This window comes from Parapedobacter sp. (assembly GCF_035556095.1).
In the GTDB taxonomy this organism is placed as follows: Bacteria; Bacteroidota; Bacteroidia; order Sphingobacteriales; family Sphingobacteriaceae; genus Parapedobacter.
Window position 1 is genome coordinate 195,088 of record NZ_DATMFT010000011.1, and the last position, 23,650, is coordinate 218,737.

The window sequence follows — 23,650 nt, forward strand, 5'->3', positions numbered from 1 at the left end:
TAGATAGATGAAAAACAACATGAAAACAACTGGTAAAATGCTAGCGCTAGGCTGCGGCATCTTGGTAGCATTGGCATCGTGTACCAAGGGGGACGTCAACGAAGACTTATCCGGTGGCGGCAACCTATTGCTCGTGGAATCGAAAGTAGACGGAAAGACACGTGCCCGTTATGAATATGATGGTCAAAACAAACTGGCCAAACTATACACACACGATGAGGCCGGCGTTCACACCGCTACCGTAACCTATCTGTACAGCGATGATTTACTGTCATTCGTGGAAATGATCAATGTTTCGGGCGATATCGAATACACCGAATCCTATACCTATGGCAGTGACAACAGGCCAATTTCTTCAAAAACGACCTTTGACCCACAGGATGCCGAAAACGCAATTAATACCACCTATAGCTATCCCGAAAATAAAGTCATCGAGAAAGCAGTCGTTCCGGGAGGCTACACTTCGGAGGTTACATATACCACGGACGACAAGGGAAACCTGTTAGCTATCGAAACGTCGGCCGAAGGACAATGGGCGTCAACGACGACATACGGCGACTACGATAATAAGCACGCTGCTGGTAGGCACGGAAATCCCTACAGGTGGAAATTCAATAGCCCCAACAACCACCGATCCGAGAAGACAACCTCCACTTACGATGGTGGCAACCTGGAGCGTACACTGAAATACACTTATAATAACGAAGGTTACCCCATCAAAATGGAGGTATATCCTAATGATTCGGAAACGGCAGCCGAAACCCACGAATACGTTTACAAAAAAGCTAACTAGTATCACTCATGAAATCAATCATTCAAAAAATCGTAAAAAAAGCCATTTTCATTTTCCTGTCCGTGGCGATTGCCTCATCGGTAAACGCACAGCCTTTTCAACAAGGAACAACCGCAGCCAACGTCGGCATCGGCTTAGGAACTGCATTAGGTGGTCTCGGAAAGGCTCGCCCAGCCATCAGTGTTTCAATTGATCATGGCTTTTGGGACATCGGAGGTCCGGGTGTCATCAGTCTGGGTGGCTACATTGGAAATACCGGTTACAAATACACTGACGCCGGATACACCGCGAAATGGAACTACATCGTTGTCGGCGCACGTGGCGCTTACCATTATAACGGTTTCACGGACCTGCCCAACCTGGATGTATATGGTGGCGCCATGCTCGCGTACAACATTGTTAAGTATAAAGCGGAAGGGGGTGGTACCGACTTAGGCAATAATTATGGTAGCGGCCTTGGCCTTTCCGGTTTCGTGGGCGGAAGGTGGCTCTTCACGGAAAGCTTAGGTGCCTATGCCGAACTGGGGTATGGCGTTTCGGTCCTGGCGGTAGGGTTGACGTTTAAATTCTGATCGCAAATGGCTGCACATCCATAGATCAGACATACAAAACGTACACAAAAAAAGCGTCCCGCCAATGGCGGGACACTTTTTGATTTACAATCAACTCAAACTATATTCGATTAAAATGGCAAGTCATCGTCTTTCCCATCATCAGCAGAAATATCGACCGTAGGGGGAGCATCAAATTGCTGCGGCCCCGATCCCTGTTGTCCAGTCGATACCGGTTCGGTGGTTACTTTGGCCACTCGCCATGCAACCAGGGAATTGAAATAGCTGGTTACCCCATCCTTATTTGTCCACGGCCGCCCACGCAAATTGAACGAAACCTCTACTTCATCACCTACACTCAAGTTATCAAATAAAGCTGTCCGGTCTTGGGTGGCTTCAAAACGGATATACTCCACAAACTGGGGGTTCTCCGCATATTGCACAACCAAATCCCGCTTCTTGAATGTATCGGTCACTTGCTGCACAGCGCCAATTTCGTGCACTTTTCCTCGTATTTCCATTACTTCTTTCTTTTTGCCATCACCTACCTAAGCAATTATTGCTGGCAGTCGATGGCATTGCGGTTATTACAATTACATGTTCTTAATGAAATGGTAAAATTAGGTATTTTTTGCTTATGATAATAAGTACCTTTGCCAAAATCTTATGGAAGTTTTCAACACCCCCCGGAAAATCATCATTACCTGCAACAGAAAACTCTCGCCCTATTTACAGGCGGAAGTAAGGCGGTTGGATTTCGATATTAAACGTGGTTTTGCCACCGGCGTAGAACTGTTTGCTACATTAAATGACTGCATCCGGCTGAACCTCAACCTACACTGCGCCAGCCAGATCCTTTACTCACTGGCCGCATTTCCCGCCCGTAATCCTGCTGAACTTTACGAAGCGTTATCCGCGATAGCTTGGGAAGAACTGATTGCGTTTGATGGATACGTCTCAGTTACGTCCAATGTCAACAATCCGACCATTACCACGCCGCTGTTCGCCAATCTAAAGGTAAAGGATGCTATTGCCGACCGTATTAAAGCCAAGAAAGGCCTTCGGCCGGATAGTGGTCCGGACCAGCATAAAACGGTGGTTCATCTGTATTGGCAGGATAATCAGGCGGAAATCTTTCTGGACACTTCGGGTGAAACACTGGCTAAGCACGGCTACCGCAAGCATCCGGGGAAAGCGCCCATGCTGGAGGCACTGGCAGCCGGCGTGGTATACGCTACGGGTTGGGATGGTCAGTCCGCTTTTGTGAATCCCATGTGCGGATCGGGTACATTAGCCATCGAAGCGGCGCTCATTGCAACGAACCGCAAACCCGGCCTGTTCCGCATGAACTATGCCTTTATGCATATTTTGGGCTATGACGAGCAGGTGTTTTTTGCCGAAAGGCGACGACTGAAAGAACAGGTAAACAAAAAAACCACGACAGTTATCATCGCCTCGGATTTATCGAAAGACGCCGTGGATATCGCGCGGGCAAATGCCAAGACCGCGGGGGTAGACCAGCTGATCGACTTCCATGTAGGTGATTTTGCAGATACGCCGCTTCCGGACGGAGCCGGCGTGGTGGTATTCAACCCCGAATATGGCGAGCGGATGGGTACCCATACCAAACTTGAGGCCACCTACAGCCGTATCGGCGACTTCCTGAAGCAACAGTGCGGCGGAAAACGCGGGTATGTGTTTACGGGCAATCCAGATTTAGCCAAAAAAATCGGCCTCCACACATCGCGCAGGGTAGAATTCTACAACGGCAAACTCGATTGCCGCCTGCTTGAATACGAAATTTACGAAGGGAGCCGCAGGCCGCGCAGTGAAAACACCGACTAATGCAAGCCTATATCGATCAGACGGCCGCGTTCGTACGCAAACAACTTGCCGACGCCGAGGCAGGGCACGATTGGTGGCATATCCTGCGCGTATGGAATCAGGTAAAGCTGCTCTTGCAGTACGAAAAGGGCGACCGATTAGTCTGTGAGCTCGCCGCGTTGCTGCACGACATCGCAGACAGCAAATTCCACAACGGCGACGAAACCATCGGCCCACGGATCGCAGGCGAATTTCTCGACAGCATCGGTATCGATGCCCGGGTGGTTGTCCATGTGCAGCATATCATCCGAAATATTTCCTATAAGGCCAGTTTAGAAGTCGTACTCTTTCAATCCAAAGAGCTCGAAATCGTTCAGGATGCTGACCGACTGGATGCAATGGGCGCTATCGGTATTGCACGTGCATTTCATTATGGCGGTTACAAAAACCGGGAACTATATCATCCCGGTATTCCGCCGCAACCCAACCAAGATAAAGCGGCATACAAAAATAGCACAGCCCCTACCATCAACCATTTTTATGAAAAGCTGCTGCTGCTAAAAGACAAAATGAATACGGCTACCGCGAAGCGAGTAGCCGAAGAACGGCATCAATTCATGGAACGATACCTGGCGCAGTTTTATCGGGAATGGGAAGGAAAACTCCCTAACGATTAGATATAGCCCCCCATCACCATCATTGCTGCATCCCGAGCCATCCGCTGGTTGTACTCATCGGTCATACTCTTATGGTTAATCAGGTCTACTACCGTGCCAATCCAACAAAATCCCAACGTAAGGAAATAAATAATACCCATCGCTACCTGATTGAGTACAAAACGCTGGATACCCGCAAAACCAAGAAAACCCAACAATGTAAATAACAAAATGTCTTGGGTATTTTTTCGTTTACCGCTATAAATAAACACAAAATGCTTTGTCTGCTCTTCGCTGAACGTTTTGGTAGCGTGTTCCAGGTACATCAATTCCTCGGGAGAAATGCCCCTGATGGTCATCAGTATATTTCGGTTGCTCATGATGGTTATGTTTTAATCCAAATACTATATGTTCGTCTTGATAAATTATAAATCCGATGTACGATGACTAAAAAAGCTGGAATTCCCAACCGGTGCATTCGAATCGATTCCTGCAATTCCCCGTGCATAAGCAGCGCAATTGAACGCCCCAACCCGCACCCCGGACACCACGCTATGCCCACATTATCCAACGGACACAGTGAAAAGTGGTGTGTGTGCGGATTGGAAAAATAAAGCAAGAACAACGCCGACACCCAACATACCCATTCGATGGGCAACTTCGAAAACGAATACCTGCCGTACACTTCCATTAGGATGCTTAACTAGGTCATAAAGTTACAATAGATTTCTAAATTATTACCACCCCAATTTCACCCCTTTAATAAAATGCTTACCTTTAACCCATCTAATCAGGTTGATTGGTATAATCCGATTTATAAAAAGCAACAAATGAAACCTCTTATTCGCATTTTTTTCACGTTAATCGTATGCACTATGTGGCATGTTTCTTCTGCCCAATCCGTGAGTCAGGTCATTGCCCACCGCGGCGCATGGAAAGTGGATAGCCTTCCCCAAAACTCCATCGCTTCACTGCATCGCGCCATTGAACTGAAGTGTGCAGGCACCGAGTTTGACGTACATCTCACCAAAGATGACATACTGGTCGTGAACCACGACAACGATTTTTACGGCATCGATATCGGTACTGCTACCTATGACGAATTGTTGGCTAAGAAGCATCCCAACGGCGAGGCTATCCCCACAGCAGAGGCTTACCTCCGCGAGGGAATGAAACAGAAAAAAACGAAACTTATATTCGAACTAAAAACATCCAAGTTGGGCAAGGAGCGCACGCTGCATTCGGCTGATTTGTCCGTTGAACTCGTTAAGCGCCTCGGCGCTGAATCGATGGTAGAATACATCGCGTTTGATTACGACGCCTGCAAGCGCATCGTTGAACTCGATCCAGATGCCAAAGTCTATTATCTCAACGGCGATATCACACCTGCCCAAGCCAAACAAGATGGTTTTACAGGTTTGGATTACCATTTCAACGTATTCGCGAAAAATCCTACGTGGATAAGAGAATCGCACGACCTCGGTCTAGCCGTAAACGTTTGGACCGTCAATACCGAAGAGGGCATGCGCACGCTATTAAACCAACAGGTGGAGTTTATCACTACTGACGAACCTGCTTTGTTGTTTGAAGTCATTAAGCAGTTCAAAAAGGAAAACAAAAAGCAAAAGAGAACAAGGAATAAAGATTAAGGATTAAGGAACAAAGATTAAGGACTAAGGCTTAAAGCGCATATGAACAGAATTGTCTTTATCATCGCCTTCCTCGCTACGGGCTTGTCTATCGCCATTGCCCAAGAGTTCAACGTGGCGACATACAACATCCGGTATGATGCCGCCAGCGATACAGGCAACCTATGGAAGGATCGGTCACCCCATTTGGCCCAGCTTATCAAATTTCACGGGTTCGATATTTTCGGCACACAAGAAGGTCTCAAGCACCAGCTGGACGACCTTTCCGGTATGCTTCCCGGCTATGCATACATCGGTGCGGGTCGTGATGATGGAAAAGACGGTGGTGAACATTCTGCCATATTTTTCCGGTCCGATCGATTTGAAGTAGTTAAGAATGGGGATTTTTGGCTCGCTGAAAATACCGAAACCCCCAATAAGGGCTGGGACGCGGCGTTACCACGCATCTGTACATGGGGGCTTTTCAAAGATAAGCAAACAGGTTTTTCGTTTTTTCTATTCAACGCACACTTCGACCACATCGGGGTAGAAGCACGTAAAGAGAGCGCCAAGCTGATTGTCGAAAAAGCACACGAATTGGGTGCCGGTATTCCCATGGTCGTTATGGGTGACTTCAATGTAAATCAGCACAACGAAAGCTATCGCGTACTTAATGAAGGCGGAGAAGTAACCGATGCTTATGAACTCGCCGAATTGAGGTATGCACCCAGTGCAACGTTTAACGGATTCGATGTCAAGAGAAAAGGGGACAGCCGTATTGACCATATTTTCGTGTCCAAGCCATTCCGCGTAATTAGATATGGTATTCTTACCGACAGTTACGAGGGGAAAACGCCTTCCGACCATTTCCCGGTGATGGCAACGGTTCGCTATCAATAAGAAAAATCACATTAAAAATACCATCCCATGAAGGGCTTAAAAACACTTTCGCTAGCATCCTGTTTGCTGTTGTTCACGCAATGCGATACGCTTAGCCAATTGTCTACCACCGATGGCTCATCCGGATCAACAACATCCAGTAGCAGTGCGTCATCAGTGAGTTCGAGCGAAGCTGCCTCGGGCATAAAACAAGCATTAAGCCAAAGCCTGGATCGCAGCATCAAGTCATTATCGGTTACCGATGGTTTCTTGGGCAATGCGGCGGTGAAAATCCTTATGCCCCCCGAAGCGCAGAAAGTAGAAAGTGCGCTCCGTGGCATCGGCTTAGGTTCGCTTTGCGATAACCTGATTCAAAGCCTTAACCGCGCGGCCGAAAGTGCCGTGAACGAGGCCGCGCCGGTTTTCGTATCCTCACTTTCCAAGTTGACCGTCCGCGACGCCACCAACATCCTGCTCAGCGGGCAGCCGGATGCCGCTACCCAGTTCTTTAAACGGACCACTACCGAAGAGCTAGCCAAGCGGTTCAGCCCCATCGTGGAAGGCGCTCTCGGTAAACATAACGTAGCCCAGTATTGGAGTGCGGTGGTAGACCGTTACAACCAGATTCCGCTGGTGAACGAAAAAATAGAAACCGATTTAACAAAATACGTCACCGGCAAAGCGATAGACGGCCTCTTCCATCAGGTAGCCCAAGAGGAGTTAAAGATACGCGACAACCTGGGTGGTGCCCGGACCACGCCCTTACTGCAGAAGGTATTTGGTTACGCCGATAAGCAAAAAAACTAATCCCCCGCGCCGTGAAGACGTTTCTCGTACCAGTCGATTTTTCCGACGTATCGTACACCGCCGCGCAATATGCAGTTGACTTGGCTGGGTACCTCCGTGCGAGAAATGTTGTTTTTTACCATTCCTACGCCCACCGACCGCCGGATGGCTTTGACGAACAAGCGGGGTATCGGGCATCTACCTTACGGCACCTGGAGAAAATGGCCGCAAGGCTACGTGTCCCATCCTCTTTATCGACCGATGGCTTTGTGTTTATCTCGGATGACAAGCCGGTCGAGGCCGGGGTTGAGGCCATCGTAGACCAATACGCAATTTCCTTGATTGTCATGGGCATCGCCGGCCTCTCCGATATAGAGAATACGCTGGTCGGCCATAACACGATGGCGGTTGCCAGATCGGGTTCCGCCCCATTGCTCATCGTACCTCGAAACCATGATTTCGAGCCCATAAGCCAGATGGTATATGCCACGGACCTGAGAGATATCCGGCATGTCACTCCTGTTGAAAGCATCATCCGCTTGACAAACCAATTAGCGGCATCGTTACATATCGTCCATGTAGATCCAGCAACGCAGGGGCAGACCCCAGATAAGATTCACCGCAAAAACGAGTTACTCAAGATGCTAGGCACGGTCAGCCCCTTGTTTGAAGTGGTGGGCGAGGCGCGCGACAAAGCGGATGGCATCTTCAAATACGTAAAAACGAACCAAATCGACCTCATCCTGATGGCGTCACGAGACTACGGTTTCTTCGAAAGGTTGTTCCACAGCAGTGTCAGCAAAAAACTGCTCAATATCGCCGATGTACCCGTGGTGCTGTTAAAGAATAAACCGGTGGGCTAGTCGACGACTTATCAAACTTTAGCCTTTTAATTAAAACCAATCCACCGATATCATGTTTATGCATGGTAGAACGTCGAACATGCAGCCTGGTTATGGTTGCATATCAGCACAACTTTAGCTAAGTTTGAATATGCTTACTATCTTAACCCAACGGAACAGCATCGCCAACCACTTCCTCGCCGAACTGCGGAACGTCGAGGTTCAACAGGACCGTATGCGCTTCCGGCGTAACTTGGAACGATTGGGAGAAATCTTTGCCTACGAAATCAGCAAGACCTTCATCTACGAGCCTGCCGAGATAGAAACGCCACTGGGCATTGCTGAAACCGCACTCCTCGCCGAACAACCCGTATTAGCTACGATCTTGCGGGCCGGCGTAGCCATGCATCAAGGGATGCTGAACGTATTCGACCAAGCGGAGAGTACGTTCATCGGGGCCTATCGTAAGACCAAAAAAAGCGGCGCGTTCGAAGTCCGCAAAGAATATGTAAGCAGCGTAGACCTGAACAACCGCATTGTCATCCTCGTTGACCCTATGCTTGCTACGGGCAGAACGATGGTACTTACCTGCAAAGAGTTGCTTGACGACTTCGACATCAAATCACTCATTATCATATCGGCCATTGCCAGCGAAGAAGGCATCGGACACATACAGGCATTCCTTCCCCAAGCCCAACTGTGGATCGGTGATGTAGATAGTGAGCTCACCAGCAAGGCGTATATTGTGCCAGGCTTGGGCGATGCGGGCGATCTGGCCTACGGGGCGAAAGATTAAGCGTGCACCCCGCCGAAACACCGTACGCGATGTTAAAAACCGCGTACGTGTTAATAAAAACTTCACACTAAGTTATTGGTATCAAGCTGCTTTTATCTTTACCTTTAACTCGCATTCAATAGCGTTCTTTTCCGTATCGTTCATTAAAAACCAATTTTATGACTTGGAAAAAATTCAGTGGCGAACCCATACGCCAGCCCATTCTTGACGAAGTATCCACCACCATTGCCCGCGAATATGCCTTGGGCAACAAGCTCAAAGTCTGTATTGGCACCGACTCACAAGTAAAGGGTGGCACCACCGAATTCGCTACTGTTATTGTGTTTGTCCGCGAAGGCAGGGGCGGCTTTATGTACATTCATCAGGACCGCACCAGCCTCAAAATGAGCATCAAAGAGCGTATGCTCGCCGAAGTGCAGCGCTCCATTGAAATCGCATACGCACTCTGTGATTTACTTGATCGCTACCATGTTGACCTCGAGGTGCATGCCGACATCAACACCAACCCCATGTTCAAATCAAACCTCGCCCTGCATGATGCTATGGGCTACATCCTCAGCATGGGCTTTGTGTTTAAAGCAAAGCCCGAAGCATTCGCGAGTTCGGCCTGTGCAAACAAGGTGGTGCAGTGATAATAAGAAAGACTCACTCGATCACGAATAATCCTTCGAACGAGCGATAGTGTTTCTTGATACCGAGTTGTTTCATTAATTCCCGAATCTCGACAGTTTCCCATGTATGGGTATTATAGCCCTGTCCTGCATCATTGTCATACAGCCAAGAAGGCGTTGACCACAGACAAGCGCTAAATTTAATCTGACGATAAAACTCCTTACGCACTCCTGACTGCCCGTGATGTGCCAATTGTAGATAATCACAATCAAGCTCCCTGGCATACGGGCTGGCTAACAGTTTGTCTCCACCTTCTCTACCTAAATCTGCCAAAAACAATATCGATTTGTTCGCGTCAGCCACCTTGATAACCATACTGGAATTGTTGTATGGATTTACAATTATTTCTTCATTACTTACACCTAATATCTTGAAAATCGTTTTTGAAATACGAACCTCATAGCCAGGTTCTCGTATGTCAATAACGTTGATGCCTGATTTGACAAGGTTATCATAAAACGTAAACGTAAGATCCTTCGAGTCGATCTCATACGTGTTAACAAATGCGTTTGAAAGTTTGGAGTGGTAAATTGTCTTAATTTTTATGCCGTTGGGATTTTCCAATATTTCATTCAAAGCTTCAATGTGATCGCTATGCGGGTGACTTACAAACCACGCCTCAACCTCATTTCCCAATGCTCCGATAAAACCCCTGAGATAAGTAGTCTCTGCATTTGTCCCCCCATCAAACACACATACTTTACCATTAGCCATCTGAAAAACGTAGGAATTCATTATTGTGTTTACCTGGGAGGGTAGCTGCCACATTATGAAATCGCTTTTACGCTGGGCCTGGGTGTACAAGGTGAAAAAAACGAGAATAAGCAGTAGTAAAATACGATTCATAAATACTTTATCTAATAATTTGGTTTTCAATACACTTTTATATTTCCCGTCAGAAACGCTTTCATATCCCCGTAGTAGGATAGCGGTGACAATGTGTTCTCTTTTAAATAATTGACCTTGTTTTCATTACACAACGCATAAAACTCCTCCAGTCGGCTTAATAGCAATTCCTTGCTCCACTGCCTATCGCCTATTTTATAAAAATCGCTTCCGTCAGGTTCACCGGCCTTTTTAATTATTTCCAATATGGCATAAGTCAATGGCATACGGGCAACTTTAACCCGCTTGAGCAGTGTGGTGTCAGAAGCTATTTTACGTTCCGCTTGGTCGAAAAGATGTTCATAACGCACCAAAGCCTCAGGACTTAAAAAACCAGCTAAATGATTTTCCGGAGAGCCGTAGATGGTGAGTTTGATTTTAGATGCTTCCAGCAAATCATGTGTCGATTGTATATATTCATCAATGTAGGGCGCCGCTTTTCCATAATATCCGTTTAGAAAGTCAGCCATTTCCTTAGCGATGTCCACTTGAGGATTCCACAACAATTTAGCAATAAGGTATGGCCGCAGTTCTGCAAACTCCCCGCCCTTGCTAATATTCCCCTGCTGAAAATGAACATGCACACCGTGATTGCTGAAATATTGAATATTCGGTTGCAATATTCGCAAGTTCGGAAAAGGCGCATATAAGTTTGAAAATTGCACAACATAATCCCACATCATGATGTTGTCGGTTAGTTGTCCCCAACCTTCAACGTCCTTGCGAAAGTCAGTGCTAAGCGTATCGGTAGCAATCGGCTGCTGTCGGTCGCACTCAATGGAACACAACATGATGTTCACGTTGCTGTCGACATCAAGGTGTTGCGGAGGCCGACGGCTATAACGGTAAGCCAACGTTGATATCACATGGTCGGGAAATTGCTCGGCAATTCCGTTCACAAACGTAACAAGTGAGCCGCTTGGCGAGCCGGTCAGCAAATCAATTTCTGCGCAGTCATTGCATGTGCATTCATACCCACTATTCGGATAGGTATCATTCTGGCTAACCGACCAATATTTGGCTTCTGGGTTTTCTTTAATGAAGTTTCTTAACTTTTCCACGATGAGGTGGCGGACTTCCCGATTGCTTAAGCACAATTGTGCCTGCAGATGCGGGTCGTCCTGAAACCCACGCCGCTTACCATCCACCAACGCAAAATATTCCGGGTGCGTTGCAAAATACTCGCCGGCAGGTATAAATGTACTGAAGGTGTGTACCCACAGACCCCAGTCGGGTTTCATTTGGTCAAGTTTATGCCAGTCTCGATAAAATGGATCTTTCACCACATCGTAAAAGACGTTGCGATAGCTGTTTTGTGGCTGTTGCACTTCGTAAAGCCCTACCGGCAATGTGATCCGTTTCCGCTTGGGATATGTAAGCACGTCTGGGGCGTAGCAACGGTATCCTAAATATTTCTCGAAAAACGTATATACACCATATAATACACCCTTGCCCGCACCACCTTCGATAAAAATCCGATCTCCACGTACTTTAATTACAAATCCATCTTCTTCAAGCGCCTCCCCGGTTTCAAGCAAGCCGTTGGAACCTTCTCCAATAACCACTTCCTTATCATTAGTCGAATTACTTGTAACCAACGGCAAAGAAACGCCCGCCCGCATTTCGAACAGGCGTTGGAATTCGTTGGCAGCATGCTTTGTTAACGCAGAAGCGTCTGGCGATATTTTTATTTGGTATGCAGAACGGCCATGATTAGCTAGCTGTAGCGACTGTTCTGCAAACAGAATAAGCGGAATAAACTGAATAAAAAGAAATAATGTGCTTCTTGTTTTCATCGCATCTTATTGAAAAGGGATTAAAAATCCCACCCTGGGTTTTGCCAATTCGCTCCGGTATTTTCCCTAATCTTTGTTATTTCTGTTATGTTAATGGGGAAAATTAAAAACTTGTCAGCAATAGCCTTCCTTTTGGGAAACGCAAATCGGTTATAAATATACGTACCATCTGCTTCTTTTTCGATGCGCATACCGGTTACAGTTTCCTCCTGTTCAGCCAAAATCTTCCAACGTCGCAGGTCAAATGGCCGCTGCCCTTCGAACGCTAACTCTACACGTCTTTCATTTCGATATTTATCCTCAAACGCTTCTTTCGTCATACCCGCCGGGAAATGAGGCATACCCGCACGATCGCGAATAGCGTTGACCGCATCTACGGCGCTCATCTCCCTTCCCCCCTGAAGCGGAATCTTAGTGTCTGGGCCATGCGAATGATAAGCACCTTCGGCGAAGTTTAAGTACAGTGTCGCCAATCGGAACATCCGCATTGCCCCATCTGCATTCGCGGCGTTGGTAGAATTTGGGTGATTATACTTCCGCAAGTAGTAGCCCGTCGGTGTATGTCGCCGGTCATTATTCGCAATGCCCTCTGCCCCACCAACGAAGGTCTCAATGCGTTTATCATCCGGCCGATTAGGGTAACGGGCCGCCCCATTAAATTGCACAGTAGCATAGAACCTCGGATCCCTGCCTTCATATGGTGCCTGAGGATTATACCCCGAATTCGGGTTGATGATCGGAACCAGACGATTCGTGTCTTCGTAACCTAAGATGGGCGGTTGCCCGCTACTTCGCATCTCATACGCATCCACCAGGTTTTGGGTAGGCGTCTGACCGGCGGTAACCATGCCTGGATTGGTCGGGAGGCCGGCGTTACTCCAAATTGATAGCTGCCCCCCACCCCAAAAAATGGTTTCCCTATCGACGGAGCGTGTAACATCTTGCATCAGGAAATAATTTTCATACGCATTATAGCTGGTACCATCCGTGGGAGCCGCTTTAAAGAGCTCATAACCATGTTCAAGGCATTCAGCCAACGCCCTGCCGGTAATTTCCGTAGCCTGTTCCCAAGTAATCGTTCCATCAGCCCATAACGGGCTGGCTGCATACAATGCAGCCTCCGACATGATGGCGTAAACCGAAGCCCGGTTTAATCGCCCAACCAATCGATCGTGATGACCCCATGGAAACCCAAGTTGAGTGTCGGGGCCTTTCAATGCTTCTTCGCATTCGGACAAAACAAAATTGACAACCTCGCCAAACGATGGCCTCACATCCGACGAATAATCGTAATCCACGGGAAGTGGTTTGGTGACAATGGGGACACCTCCATAGCGCTTTGCAAGCTGCCAATAGTAGTATGCACGCATCGCGTGGACTTCCGCAATGTAGCCAGCCTTTTGATCTGCTGGCAATCCAGCAGTCTCGTCATGAATATATGTTAAAAAAACATTACAGCGCCTGATAAACGTATATAGTGTATTCCATGGATCGCCACCGAAGGTATTGATTCCGTGATTAGCTGCTGTAATATTACCATTATACCAATTAATCAATGAACTATTGGTTAAGTAATCTGCATCCTGTGCTTCATCGGTAAAAGACGCACTCATGATATTCGGCGACACGATTGTCGAAAAACATGAGCTATATAACTGTTGAATCTTGAATTGATTGCTAAAGATAAATTCGTAAGTCACCCGCCCATCATCTTCCGGGTCCAACATACTGGAGCACGAAGTGCCAAAGAACAATCCAACTAATACCAGTAACTGAATGAATATTTTTGATTTCTTTTTATTTTCCATAATAAATCTCCCTTAGAAGCTTACATTAACACCGAAATTAAAAACCCGGGCGGGTGACAATGTATTGTAATGATTTTCCGGTCCAAACTCGTAATCGCCCAACCGATCCCATGTAATCAGGTTATGGCCACTAACAAACACCCGTATTTCTTTGCTGTCAATTGCATTTACTACACTGGCCGGAAGTTGATAAGAAACTTCGACATTTCTGAGCCGCACATAGGATCGGTCTATAACGAAGAAATCACTCGCTGCAGCATTGGTTGTTGTTGACACCAATGACAACGCGGGATGTAAAATTGGTTCACCGTTTTCATACCGCTCTTCGGTCCACGCGGAAAGATGGGTCGGAGAATACAAACCGTCGCGTATGGCTGATTCATAGAATCCTGCATTACCATGGACCAAGTTCTTGATTTTTGCACGGCCATTGAATAAAGCGGAAAAGCTAAATGCCCTATAAGTAAGCCCAATCTGAAATCCGAACGTATAACGGGGAAGGATACCATAGCCAATCGGTACCTGATCTTTCTCATCTACCACTCCGTCTTCGTTTAAGTCCACATACTTTAGGTCGCCGACTCGCGGATTCCCAAAGGCATAGTTCGTTGTGGAAAGGTAATCATCAAGTTCTGTTTGACTATTGAAAAACCCATTGCCGTTGGAATAGTCAACCTGGTATCCCCACGCCTGGCCAATCGGAAATCCTTGCACACGCTTGCCGTACACATAGTCGGAAGTTCGCAGGTTTTCACCGGCCTTTTGTATCTTGTTGTCGCCGATATTTAGATAACCGTAGGTACTTACGGAAAGCTTGTCATTGACCTGTTTATCGTAACCCAATTCAATTTCGACACCTGTGTTTTCAGCACTTCCACCGTTTATTAACGGAAACGATGACACCAGTCCGTTATATGCGGGGATATACGCGGTATTGTTAATCATTAAATTATCCGTTTTCAATGCGTACCACTCGGCCGCCACGCTGACCCCATTTTTGAATTTAGTTTCTATACCTATATTCGTTTTATGGACTTTCTCAGGTTCGTACAGTGGATTGCCCGAGCTCACTTCCGTGACACCGCTTATATTATCAAGGTAGCCATATCGCGGTACCCCGGTCTGGTCGTTGCCGTTTATTCCGTACGAGGCTTTCAGCTTAAGGAACTCCAACCACTGCATCTGATCGAAAAAGTGTTCGTTTGATGCAATCCATGCCGCAGCAACCGCCGGTGTGGCATGGAACCTGCGTCCGCGGGCAAAATTATCCGATCCGGAATATCCAGTACCCAAGGTAACTACATAACGGTTATCAAACACATAGGTGCCTATTGCACCCGTGTAAATACGTTTATATAACAAGGGGTCTCCATTGAGGTATTTCTGAAACATACCATACAGATAGCCGCTTACCTGATGATTTCCAAACCTTCTATCGTACATACCGGATACTTGATAATTTAAATTATAAAACAGCCTTCCTACCTTAGATATGGTAAGCGGCGTATGCTCGTTTGTACCCTTTTTCTGAAACATCAGTTCGTTCCAATCGCCATCTCGGGTCCATCTTTCGTAATCCCGCAGCGAGCCCAGCGTATTGGGACTGTTGGTTTGAAAACCGATATTTCCGAGCACCTTAAGTCCCTTGATTACCTGATTCAGATCTGCTTCGAGACCAAAATTAGAATAGATATTGGTAGCAGTATGCTGTCGGTATCCCTGTCTGTTCAAACGACCATACGTGCTATTGGATGCGTCTGAATTGATGGAAGTGACTACTTCGCCCCCCGGGTGAATGATATCGCCCGTATTGGGATCGATAATAACGGGAGTAACGTCGTAAATGATGGGCGGCATTTCAAATATGCTTGTATAGGTGTCCGCCATATTCTCATCGGTGGTTTTTTCCCGTACGGCATTACCCGCTACATTCAAGTATGCCCGGAATACACTGTTTAATTTGGCGTCGACATTCGTTCGAAAATTAATCCACCGGTACAACGGATCGGGTTTGTATTTTTCATTTTTCTCGACGATGAAATTCGATGTTTGATTCATGAAGTTTACGTTCGAGAAAAAAGTTACTTTTTCGCCCCCTCCTTGCATGTTGAGCGATGAGCGCTGCACGTGGGCAAATCGATTTATATATCGGTCAAACCAATTATTATCCGGATAGTGCTCCGGGTCCCCCCCGGCTGTGTATGCGTTTACGACCTCTTCTGGGAATAGCTGGAATTTCCCCAATGCGTTGTTATCATTATACGCCGCTTGATTCCGTAGCGATACGTATTCGAACGCGTTAAGCGTCCGTGGTCTTTCTGATAATTCTTGCAACGAATAATCCACGCGCCCGTTAACTTCAAGCTTTCCTATCCGTCCTCGTTTGGTTGAGATTACAATAGCTCCATCCGCACCGCTAATCCCATATAAGGCTAACGTTGATGCGTCTTTCAAAACGGCCACCGTATTGATCTCATTGGGATTGATGTATTCCAATACCAATTCGGGTCTGACCAGAATCATCAATCCGTCGACAATGATTATGGGGTTTCTCATTTCTCCCGTCGCTCCGCCCCGTACCCAAAATTGATTTTTAACCCGTGCCCATTCCGATGACGTCTCATTGGTGAGTAATCCTGAAAAGCGACCTGCAAAGGTGGAAGACAGATTAGGCATAGGAGTTTTCGCGAGTTCACTTCCGGTTACAACGGATATCGAACCCGCTAAGTGGTCCTTTTGCTGGCGAATGAAACCTAAATCAATTATTTCTTCCATACCGAGGGAATCCTCACCTCCATTCACCTCGGTATTCAGGCTTTGAGCAGCGGCTTGGGCATGCATTAGGAAGCAACATAGCACGCCGCAAATATATCTTTTAAACATATTTAATTGTCTTTAAAACGATGTAAACCATTATTACCAACCAGGGTTTTGCCAGTTCTCGCCAGATACGCCAAAAATCTTATTGACCTCTGCCTGGGGAATGGGAGCTTTCAAATATTTATTAGTATAGTTTTGTCTTTCAGCAAGCCGCACAGGTCGCCGACGATATGTAAAATGGGAAAATTCACCACCTGCGTTGGTATGTCGGGTTATTTCCATCGCCGTAACCCACTTATCTGTTGCGGAAAGGTCACCATCCGGCTCCTGCCAGCGTCTCACGTCAAAAAAACGGTGCCCTTCGAGTGCCAGTTCAACCCGGCGCTCGTGCCGAATACGCAAAATCAACTCTTCTTTGGAAAATCCGCCTGACAGTGACGGCATGGCGGCACGTGCCCTCACTTCATTAACCACGGCAATTGCCTCGTCCGCATAACCGGCATGCGCCGCAGCTTCAGCGAAGTTGAGGAGCATTTCAGCTAACCGAAAGATTTTCTCACGTGGACCGGGTATTTCGTTGAAAGAGCCCGCATTGGGCGAAATAAACTTCCGTAGGTAGTAGCCTGTACGCGTGCGGTAACGAACGTTCTCACTAATACCGAACAACGGATCATCTTTCCAAGTAGAAATAGTACGCGTTGCAAATCCGAATCCGTTATTGCCATCTGGTGTATAATTATCCAAATTTTCCGGGCTTAAACTGGTATGCCAGTAACAATACCGCTCACTTCCGTTATAATAAATCGACGCGTAAAAGCGGGGATCCCGTTTCTCGTAGGGGTTTTGCGGATCATATAGGCTATTAGCCGGATTGTAATTGGGTTGGGTATGCCGCTCATCCAAGTAAGGATTATCCAAGTTCAGTATTGTCTGACCGTTGATAGTTTCAAAGGCATCAACTAGTTCCTGCGATGGACAAGTTGCCGCTCGGTATCCGGCTTGCGCTCCCACTCCTTCAGCATGAAAGTTCCCATTCATCGGGGCCCAATGGCTATAAATGGTCTCTCGATCTCTCGGAGAAGGCGTAAAATCCAGATCCCTCGTGTAATATTCATTTAATATTGCTGCGGCGGTCGTATATTCGTCGGCCTGATCCGCAGGGAAATTAGCAGTATGATTGGGAAGATAAGATTGGAAACCTTTATATACAGAGGGGAAATTGAGCGCATTATATAACTGATATCCGTTTGTTTCTAATGCTTCCACTGCGGCTTTATTTACCTCATACGCTTCTTGCCAATGATCTTCCCCTTCGTTATACAACGGACTTGCCGCATACAGGATGGCACGAGATTTTATCGCTTCTGCCATTGCTTTGGTCACGCGATAGGCCTCCGTTTGATTGGTTATACGCCACGGCAACGAAGCCGTGGCCAATGCGTTATTACAGTCTTCTATGATAAACTGAACAGTCTCATAATACGATGCACGCTTTACCGTCGAAAAGTCGGTATCAAGGGAAAATGGCTCGCTGATTAACGGCAACCCGGTACCGTACCATTTTAATAATTCTAAGTAATAAAAGGCACGAAGAATATGTGCTTCGGCTTTCCATCGGGCTCTGTCAGTATCATTATTCACCGCTGCGGTCTCAATCCTGCCGATAAAATACGCGCAGTTCCGGATGGCCTCAAAATAACGCTCCCAATATAGTCCATTGCTTACATTCTGAAAACCTACCATGTCTGTCATCGGATAGTTGCCAGCCGCCGCATCACCATTATACATTCGCGGACCCATTCCGGATGGATAGTCTATGTCGTCTGCATCCCAGGCTTCATCGCTTGCTACCACGGGGCCTCTAGTGTTATACCAGTATTCATTCCCATATGCAGGAATATTCGTATAACATGTATTTAAAAAAGCGGCTACCCGGTTATGATCGGAAAAAACTTCATCAAGTGAAACTTTTCCGTCTGGAGCCTGATCCAATATATCTTCACAGGAGGTCAGCACAAACACTAAAAGCAAAAGTGAAAATCTGCTGTATATTTTAGTCATTATAGTTAAATTAATAAGGCCGATAAATCAAAAAGAAACATTCATCCCGAAGCCAACGAACTTAGTAATGGGATATTGTACCGGGTGCGTTTTCTCAGGGTCTTGATGCGACATCTTCAACTTATCCCACAGGAAGAGATTCTGGCCTGACGCAAAAATACGGAGGTTTCCCACGCCAAGCCTTTCGAGTACCTTATCCGAGAGGGTGTATCCGACTTGAAGATTACGTAAACGGATAAAAGACCGATCCTGCAAAAAAAACTCATTGGCGACATGATTGGATGTGGTACCTGTACTTAATCGCGGGTATGTGATTTCTGCTCCCTGCTCAAACCGTTCTCTCGTCCACGCATTATGATGATAGCCAAAATACGTTCCCTGCTTGACGTTTTCATAGATGCCATCTCCGCTCCAAATTGATGAATAACGCCCGACTCCCGACAAAAACACACTGAAGTCAAATCCTTTGTATTCGAAATTAACATCAAAGCCAAAGGTAACACCCGGAATGCTGGTATAACCTATTGGGGCCATATCCCGTTGATCGATGATTTCATCGCCATTCAGATCGACGTATTTCAGGTCACCGGGTTGGGGGCTCCCAAATGAATAAGTCAGGCCGCTCGCTTCGATTTCCTCGCCCGATGTCCAGTAACCTTTGCCCGGGGAGCTCCAATCAACTTTGTATCCCCACTGCTGTCCTAATCCGTAACCTGTCGAAGTATACGCGTAGGCATATGTTTCATCCCGCCGGGGTTCGTCGTTGTAGACGACAACATTTTTATTAAATCCGAGATTCCCCTTCGCGGTTATAAAAAAGTCATTCGAGAGTTTTCCATTATAAACGAGTTCCAGCTCTACGCCTCGATTATTGACCTTTCCAAGATTAGCCTTCGGGATGTTGCCAGCCGGAATTCCCTGATAAACCGGCACAGCACTGCGCTGAATCAAGATCTGTGACCGCCTTTCGCTAAAGACATCGACGGACCCGCTCAATACGTTCAATAGTTTAAAATCCATACCTATATTCAGTTTGTCGGCCACTTCCCACGTAAGCCCCAGGTTTCCCAATAACCCTTGATTGATGACTTCACCGATGCCGAGCCCCCCAACATTGTTGTTCTGTCCGATGGTGATGTTATCTAAATATAGAAATCGGGAACCACCGATCTTATCATTACCAACACGTCCATAGGATCCTCTGATCTTGAATAACTGCAAAATAGCATCGGCTGTATAGAACTGTTCATTGGATAACACCCAGGCTGCAGAATAAGCAGGAAAAAAACCGAACCTTTTCTTTGGAGAGAATTGTTCAGAACCATTATACCCCATGTTTATTTCAGCAAAATAACGTTCATCATAATTGTAAGTACCCCGAGCAGCGACACCAACTACATTGTAAGGTAAATCGGCCAATACCGCTTCCCAGTAGTCCCGCTGGGCTAAGAATAAGCCCGAGACCTGATGCTTATTGAAGCTTCTATTATAATTGAGCGATGCTTGGAAATTGATATTATAATTTGAGAAGGAATGACGTGTCAATGTCATCGGATTCTCGGCCGAGGCTTTCTCGGAATATCCCACACTGTTCCTTTCGTATTCTGGCTCCGCATAATAGGTTCTTTCACTACGCTGGCCAAAAAGTCTTGTTTGTGGAAATACATCATAGGCAGCCAGCACCTTTCCTGATAGCCCCGGGGTAACCATTTTTCCAAAATCGAATTCAAATTCCAATGAAGAGTTGAGATTTGTGCGTGTATATACTTCATATCCATTTCTGTTTATCATGCCGTAAGGTGCCCAGTCGGCATAAATAGGAATTATGATATGGTCGCCTGGCACGTCCGGGTTCACTCCCGCCATTGTAGTTGGCCCTATAGACACGGGAGTCATCAACATCGTTGTCAACATAATCCCGCGTAGCATTTCTTCCGTCGAGCTGAACGGAAAGGAAGTGGGCGTATTTTGATCTTCAATATAGGATGCGATATTAAGTCGTGCGGTCAGAAAATCAGACATTTGATAATCTAGATTTGACCGGAAGCTCCACCTGTCCAATCGTATTGCAGGGTCGTAACCCAACTTATCCTTAGGTTCGGTATTAAGGTGACCACCTTGCTTGATGTAACCCACATTAAAAAAATATTGTGTACGCTCAGTACCACCCCGTACATTGGCGTTCAAGTGCGTTTCAGGAGCATACGGTTTAAATACCTGCTCATAAAAGTAATTGTCTGGGTAAATATGTCGTCTCAGGGCCGCTTTGGTTTCGTAGTCTGGATCATTCGGGTCAAGGCCCAATAATGGGTTCTCGTATTTTTCACGAATCTCAGCAGCATAAACAGGATCGTAACCGTCGTTAATATAAGCTTGGTTTCGAAGATCGATATAGTCTACAGAATGCAACCGCTCAGGTTTCCTAGTAAACGAGGAATACGTCTGTAACGCCGAAATGGACAAGTTGGCTTTACCTACTTCGCCTCGCTTCGTGGTAATGATGATTACGCCATTTGCACCCCGGACGCCGTACACCGCTGTAGCCGATGCATCTTTCAACACGCTTACCGATTCGACTTCATTAATATCGAGGGTACGGATATTATCACGCGGAACACCATCGATAATGATTAATGGACTTGAACTATTCATCGTTGCGGCGCCCCTTAGGTATATCGTTGGATCGTCACTGCCGGGCATTCCTCCTCCAGATTGTGTTGCGGATAAACCGGTTAATCTGCCTGCCAGCGCATTCCCAAAACTGGTAACCGCGGTTTTCCGGAGGTCTGACGACTGAACGGTGGAGATGGCGCCAGTTAACGAAACTTTGGCCTGCTTGCCGTATGCAACCACCACAACTTCTTCCAAATCACTGACCTCAGTCGCTAACCTCATATTCACTACGGCAGCACTGCCCGTTGTGATTTCCCGGGTGGAGAACCCTACGCCACTGAATATTAGCATTGCGGCACTATTGAGGGTCTCGATTTGATAGTTTCCTGCATTATCCGTAGTTGTCGCGATACTTGTTCCCTTTACCGAAACTGTGATGCCTTCTAATGGGTTTCCTTGTTCATCAGTCACCTTTCCCGTTATCATCCGTTGGACAGGCCTTGTTATTATGGGAGCCGAAACCTCCTTTTTTGGCCCTATCAAAATGGTGTTTTCTCGGATACTGAACGTTAGTGCCTGTTCTTCCAGCACGTCCGAGAGGAACCGCTGCAACGGCACCTCCTTAGCTGAAACCGAAACCGTCTTGGTGTCTTTTAAAAAACGTACATTGTAGATGACTTTGTACGCGGTTTGCTTCTCGATTACTTTGAACACCTGAGGCAACGAATAGTCGTCGCCAACCAACGTGACAGTTTGCGAATAAGACGCTGCGCTGAGGTGTATGCATCCGACCAACACCAATAGTGCTGTTAATCTCATTACTCGAAATACCTGCTTTCGTTTTATTCCCCTCGCTGTATGTATGGGGAAATGAATTATCATATTCATGGCATGTTATAGCCACGGCAATACTTTTTTCCTTAAGTTTGCAGTGACTGGATAGCTTAATTTATTAATTATAACAGAAGTTCGGTTGTCCAATATCGCAGGGAGGATGGTGAAGCGTCTTCCCTGTGTGTTTTTCTGGACTTCTGGTCAAGTGGTATCTCTCATATCCATACGCATCGGTGGTTTTATATCGTTAGTGATTCATATTATTTAATAATCAGGTCGTTTCCTTGTATATGGTAATCGATTCCAGAAATACGCAACAGCTCCAACACCGTCTGTAGCGTGACATTCCGAGACATCGTTCCGCTAAACCGCTCGTCCGGCACGTTACTTTCATAGATCACGTCCACGTCATACCATCTAGCCATTTGCTTCATCATGTCCGATAGTGTTGTGTTGTCAAAATTAAAGTCGCCATCCTTCCAAGCGATATACGGCCTGACGTCGACAGCCCGTTTAGTTATCCTAGCCCCTGAAAGCACACTTTGGTCACTGGGAGCCAACAGCATGCGCTCGCCGCTAGCATGGATTTGCAGCTTCACACTTCCCTCCACTAAGGTTGTTTTCACTTCATTTTCGTCGGTATAGGCAGAAACGTTGAACTCCGTACCCAGTACTTCAATCTGCTGACCTAGACTTACCACCCTAAATGGCCTTTGCGAATCTTTCGTTACTGAAAAATAAGCTTCGCCTTCAATTTCAACAACGCGCTCTTCGCTTGCAAACCGCGAAGGATATTTAAGCGTAGATTCCGCATTTAACCACACCTTGGTTCCATCTGAGAGTGTAATATCGTACGTCCCCCCTTTGGGAGTCGTGAGTTGTAAGTAGTGGGTCGTGCGTTCGGTTTCCGCTAGTTTTCCATCCCATACATCATCGCCATCAGTGTACATAATTCTGTCGCCAATGACGATTCCTGTTTTCTCTTCGCTCAAATCAATCGTGTGCCCATCTGCGAGGGTAAGCGTGGCTCGGTTTCCGCCCGGTGCGACGTCATTTGGTTCCAACACGATTTCCGGTTTTGGGCTTTCGACCGAATCATTGGATACGTACCACACAAATGCGAAGGCGAGTATCGCTACTGCCGCCGCATAGGGAAACCACCGCAACAATCGTTTTTTCTTAAACGCGCGTTTAGCGTAGTACAATTTATCTAAATCATCCAGCCCGTGCGCTTCATTCCCGGCATACTGATTAAACCAAGCATGCAAGCGCGCCTGCTCTTCGGGCGTACAACGACCCGATCGATAACGCTCAAATAATTGCCTGATTTTTTCTCGCTCTTGCATATCATTTACAATTGGGCTCCAAAGGTTCTCATCCCTTTTATAGCTATACTAATGGGATGG

The 23,650-nt window shown here is 46.7% G+C and carries 20 protein-coding genes; 10 read left to right on the forward strand and 10 right to left on the reverse strand.

Annotation, left to right across the window (positions count from 1 at the left end):
- Positions 1–7 precede the first annotated feature (7 nt).
- Both VNQ80_RS05655 and VNQ80_RS05660 read left to right on the forward strand, forming a co-directional pair.
- Positions 8–793 carry a hypothetical protein gene (locus VNQ80_RS05655; protein WP_325636484.1) on the forward strand — a complete coding sequence of 262 codons (786 nt, stop codon included), beginning with the start codon at positions 8–10 and terminating at the stop codon, positions 791–793.
- Between the two features lie 8 nt (positions 794–801).
- Positions 802–1,365, forward strand: a complete 564-nt coding sequence (locus VNQ80_RS05660) for a hypothetical protein (RefSeq protein ID WP_325636485.1) — start codon at positions 802–804, stop codon at positions 1,363–1,365.
- A 110-nt stretch (positions 1,366–1,475) separates the two neighbouring features.
- Here the strand turns inward: VNQ80_RS05660 and VNQ80_RS05665 are convergent, their stop codons facing one another.
- A complete protein-coding gene (locus tag VNQ80_RS05665) occupies positions 1,476–1,865 on the reverse strand; it encodes a DUF3127 domain-containing protein (RefSeq protein ID WP_325636486.1) in 390 nt (129 codons plus the stop codon).
- A gap of 145 nt (positions 1,866–2,010) precedes the next feature.
- Here VNQ80_RS05665 and VNQ80_RS05670 point away from each other — a divergent pair, with 145 nt between their 5' ends.
- The gene (locus tag VNQ80_RS05670; RefSeq protein ID WP_325636487.1) at positions 2,011–3,189 is read left to right on the forward strand and encodes a THUMP domain-containing class I SAM-dependent RNA methyltransferase; all 1,179 of its coding nucleotides are present in this window, start codon (positions 2,011–2,013) and stop codon (positions 3,187–3,189) included.
- Positions 3,189–3,845, forward strand: a complete 657-nt coding sequence (locus VNQ80_RS05675) for an HD domain-containing protein (protein ID WP_325636488.1) — start codon at positions 3,189–3,191, stop codon at positions 3,843–3,845. The genes VNQ80_RS05670 and VNQ80_RS05675 overlap by 1 nt, the downstream gene beginning before the upstream one ends.
- On the opposite strand, the gene VNQ80_RS05680 is transcribed toward VNQ80_RS05675, so the two are convergent.
- Both VNQ80_RS05680 and VNQ80_RS05685 read right to left on the reverse strand, forming a co-directional pair.
- Positions 3,842–4,204, reverse strand: coding sequence for a TM2 domain-containing protein (locus VNQ80_RS05680; protein ID WP_325636489.1), 363 nt, complete (start codon positions 4,202–4,204; stop codon positions 3,842–3,844). The genes VNQ80_RS05675 and VNQ80_RS05680 overlap by 4 nt on opposite strands.
- 5 nt (positions 4,205–4,209) lie before the next feature.
- On the reverse strand, positions 4,210–4,515 hold the full coding sequence (locus tag VNQ80_RS05685) for a DUF2752 domain-containing protein (RefSeq protein WP_325636490.1): 306 nt from the start codon (positions 4,513–4,515) through the stop codon (positions 4,210–4,212).
- Between the two features lie 184 nt (positions 4,516–4,699).
- Here VNQ80_RS05685 and VNQ80_RS05690 point away from each other — a divergent pair, with 184 nt between their 5' ends.
- The 6 genes from VNQ80_RS05690 to VNQ80_RS05715 all read left to right on the forward strand — a co-directional run bounded on the left by VNQ80_RS05690 (position 4,700) and on the right by VNQ80_RS05715 (position 9,387).
- Positions 4,700–5,473 carry a glycerophosphodiester phosphodiesterase gene (locus VNQ80_RS05690; RefSeq protein ID WP_325636491.1) on the forward strand — a complete coding sequence of 258 codons (774 nt, stop codon included), beginning with the start codon at positions 4,700–4,702 and terminating at the stop codon, positions 5,471–5,473.
- A 42-nt stretch (positions 5,474–5,515) separates the two neighbouring features.
- On the forward strand, positions 5,516–6,352 hold the full coding sequence (locus tag VNQ80_RS05695) for an endonuclease/exonuclease/phosphatase family protein (RefSeq protein WP_325636492.1): 837 nt from the start codon (positions 5,516–5,518) through the stop codon (positions 6,350–6,352).
- A 27-nt stretch (positions 6,353–6,379) separates the two neighbouring features.
- Positions 6,380–7,138, forward strand: a complete 759-nt coding sequence (locus tag VNQ80_RS05700; protein ID WP_325636493.1) for a DUF4197 domain-containing protein — start codon at positions 6,380–6,382, stop codon at positions 7,136–7,138.
- 11 nt (positions 7,139–7,149) lie between these two features.
- Positions 7,150–7,980 carry a universal stress protein gene (locus tag VNQ80_RS05705; RefSeq protein ID WP_325636494.1) on the forward strand — a complete coding sequence of 277 codons (831 nt, stop codon included), beginning with the start codon at positions 7,150–7,152 and terminating at the stop codon, positions 7,978–7,980.
- A gap of 130 nt (positions 7,981–8,110) precedes the next feature.
- Positions 8,111–8,755, forward strand: coding sequence for a uracil phosphoribosyltransferase (gene upp, locus VNQ80_RS05710; RefSeq protein ID WP_325636495.1), 645 nt, complete (start codon positions 8,111–8,113; stop codon positions 8,753–8,755).
- Between the two features lie 158 nt (positions 8,756–8,913).
- Positions 8,914–9,387 carry a ribonuclease H-like YkuK family protein gene (locus tag VNQ80_RS05715; protein ID WP_325636496.1) on the forward strand — a complete coding sequence of 158 codons (474 nt, stop codon included), beginning with the start codon at positions 8,914–8,916 and terminating at the stop codon, positions 9,385–9,387.
- A 13-nt stretch (positions 9,388–9,400) separates the two neighbouring features.
- Here the strand turns inward: VNQ80_RS05715 and VNQ80_RS05720 are convergent, their stop codons facing one another.
- From VNQ80_RS05720 to VNQ80_RS05750, 7 genes are all read right to left on the reverse strand, one after another.
- The gene (locus VNQ80_RS05720; RefSeq protein ID WP_325636497.1) at positions 9,401–10,303 is read right to left on the reverse strand and encodes a ComEC/Rec2 family competence protein; all 903 of its coding nucleotides are present in this window, start codon (positions 10,301–10,303) and stop codon (positions 9,401–9,403) included.
- The gene (locus VNQ80_RS05725; RefSeq protein ID WP_325636498.1) at positions 10,300–12,108 is read right to left on the reverse strand and encodes a DUF4838 domain-containing protein; all 1,809 of its coding nucleotides are present in this window, start codon (positions 12,106–12,108) and stop codon (positions 10,300–10,302) included. Before VNQ80_RS05725 ends, VNQ80_RS05720 begins: the two co-directional genes overlap by 4 nt.
- A 20-nt stretch (positions 12,109–12,128) precedes the next feature.
- Complete coding sequence (locus VNQ80_RS05730; protein ID WP_325636499.1) at positions 12,129–13,916, reverse strand: RagB/SusD family nutrient uptake outer membrane protein; 1,788 nt, start codon at positions 13,914–13,916, stop codon at positions 12,129–12,131.
- A gap of 12 nt (positions 13,917–13,928) precedes the next feature.
- Complete coding sequence (locus VNQ80_RS05735; protein ID WP_325636500.1) at positions 13,929–16,799, reverse strand: SusC/RagA family TonB-linked outer membrane protein; 2,871 nt, start codon at positions 16,797–16,799, stop codon at positions 13,929–13,931.
- Between the two features lie 33 nt (positions 16,800–16,832).
- Positions 16,833–18,797 carry a RagB/SusD family nutrient uptake outer membrane protein gene (locus VNQ80_RS05740; RefSeq protein WP_325636501.1) on the reverse strand — a complete coding sequence of 655 codons (1,965 nt, stop codon included), beginning with the start codon at positions 18,795–18,797 and terminating at the stop codon, positions 16,833–16,835.
- Between the two features lie 27 nt (positions 18,798–18,824).
- Positions 18,825–22,229 carry a TonB-dependent receptor gene (locus VNQ80_RS05745; RefSeq protein WP_325636502.1) on the reverse strand — a complete coding sequence of 1,135 codons (3,405 nt, stop codon included), beginning with the start codon at positions 22,227–22,229 and terminating at the stop codon, positions 18,825–18,827.
- Between the two features lie 275 nt (positions 22,230–22,504).
- Positions 22,505–23,590, reverse strand: coding sequence for a FecR family protein (locus tag VNQ80_RS05750; RefSeq protein WP_325636503.1), 1,086 nt, complete (start codon positions 23,588–23,590; stop codon positions 22,505–22,507).
- Positions 23,591–23,650: the final 60 nt, after the last annotated feature.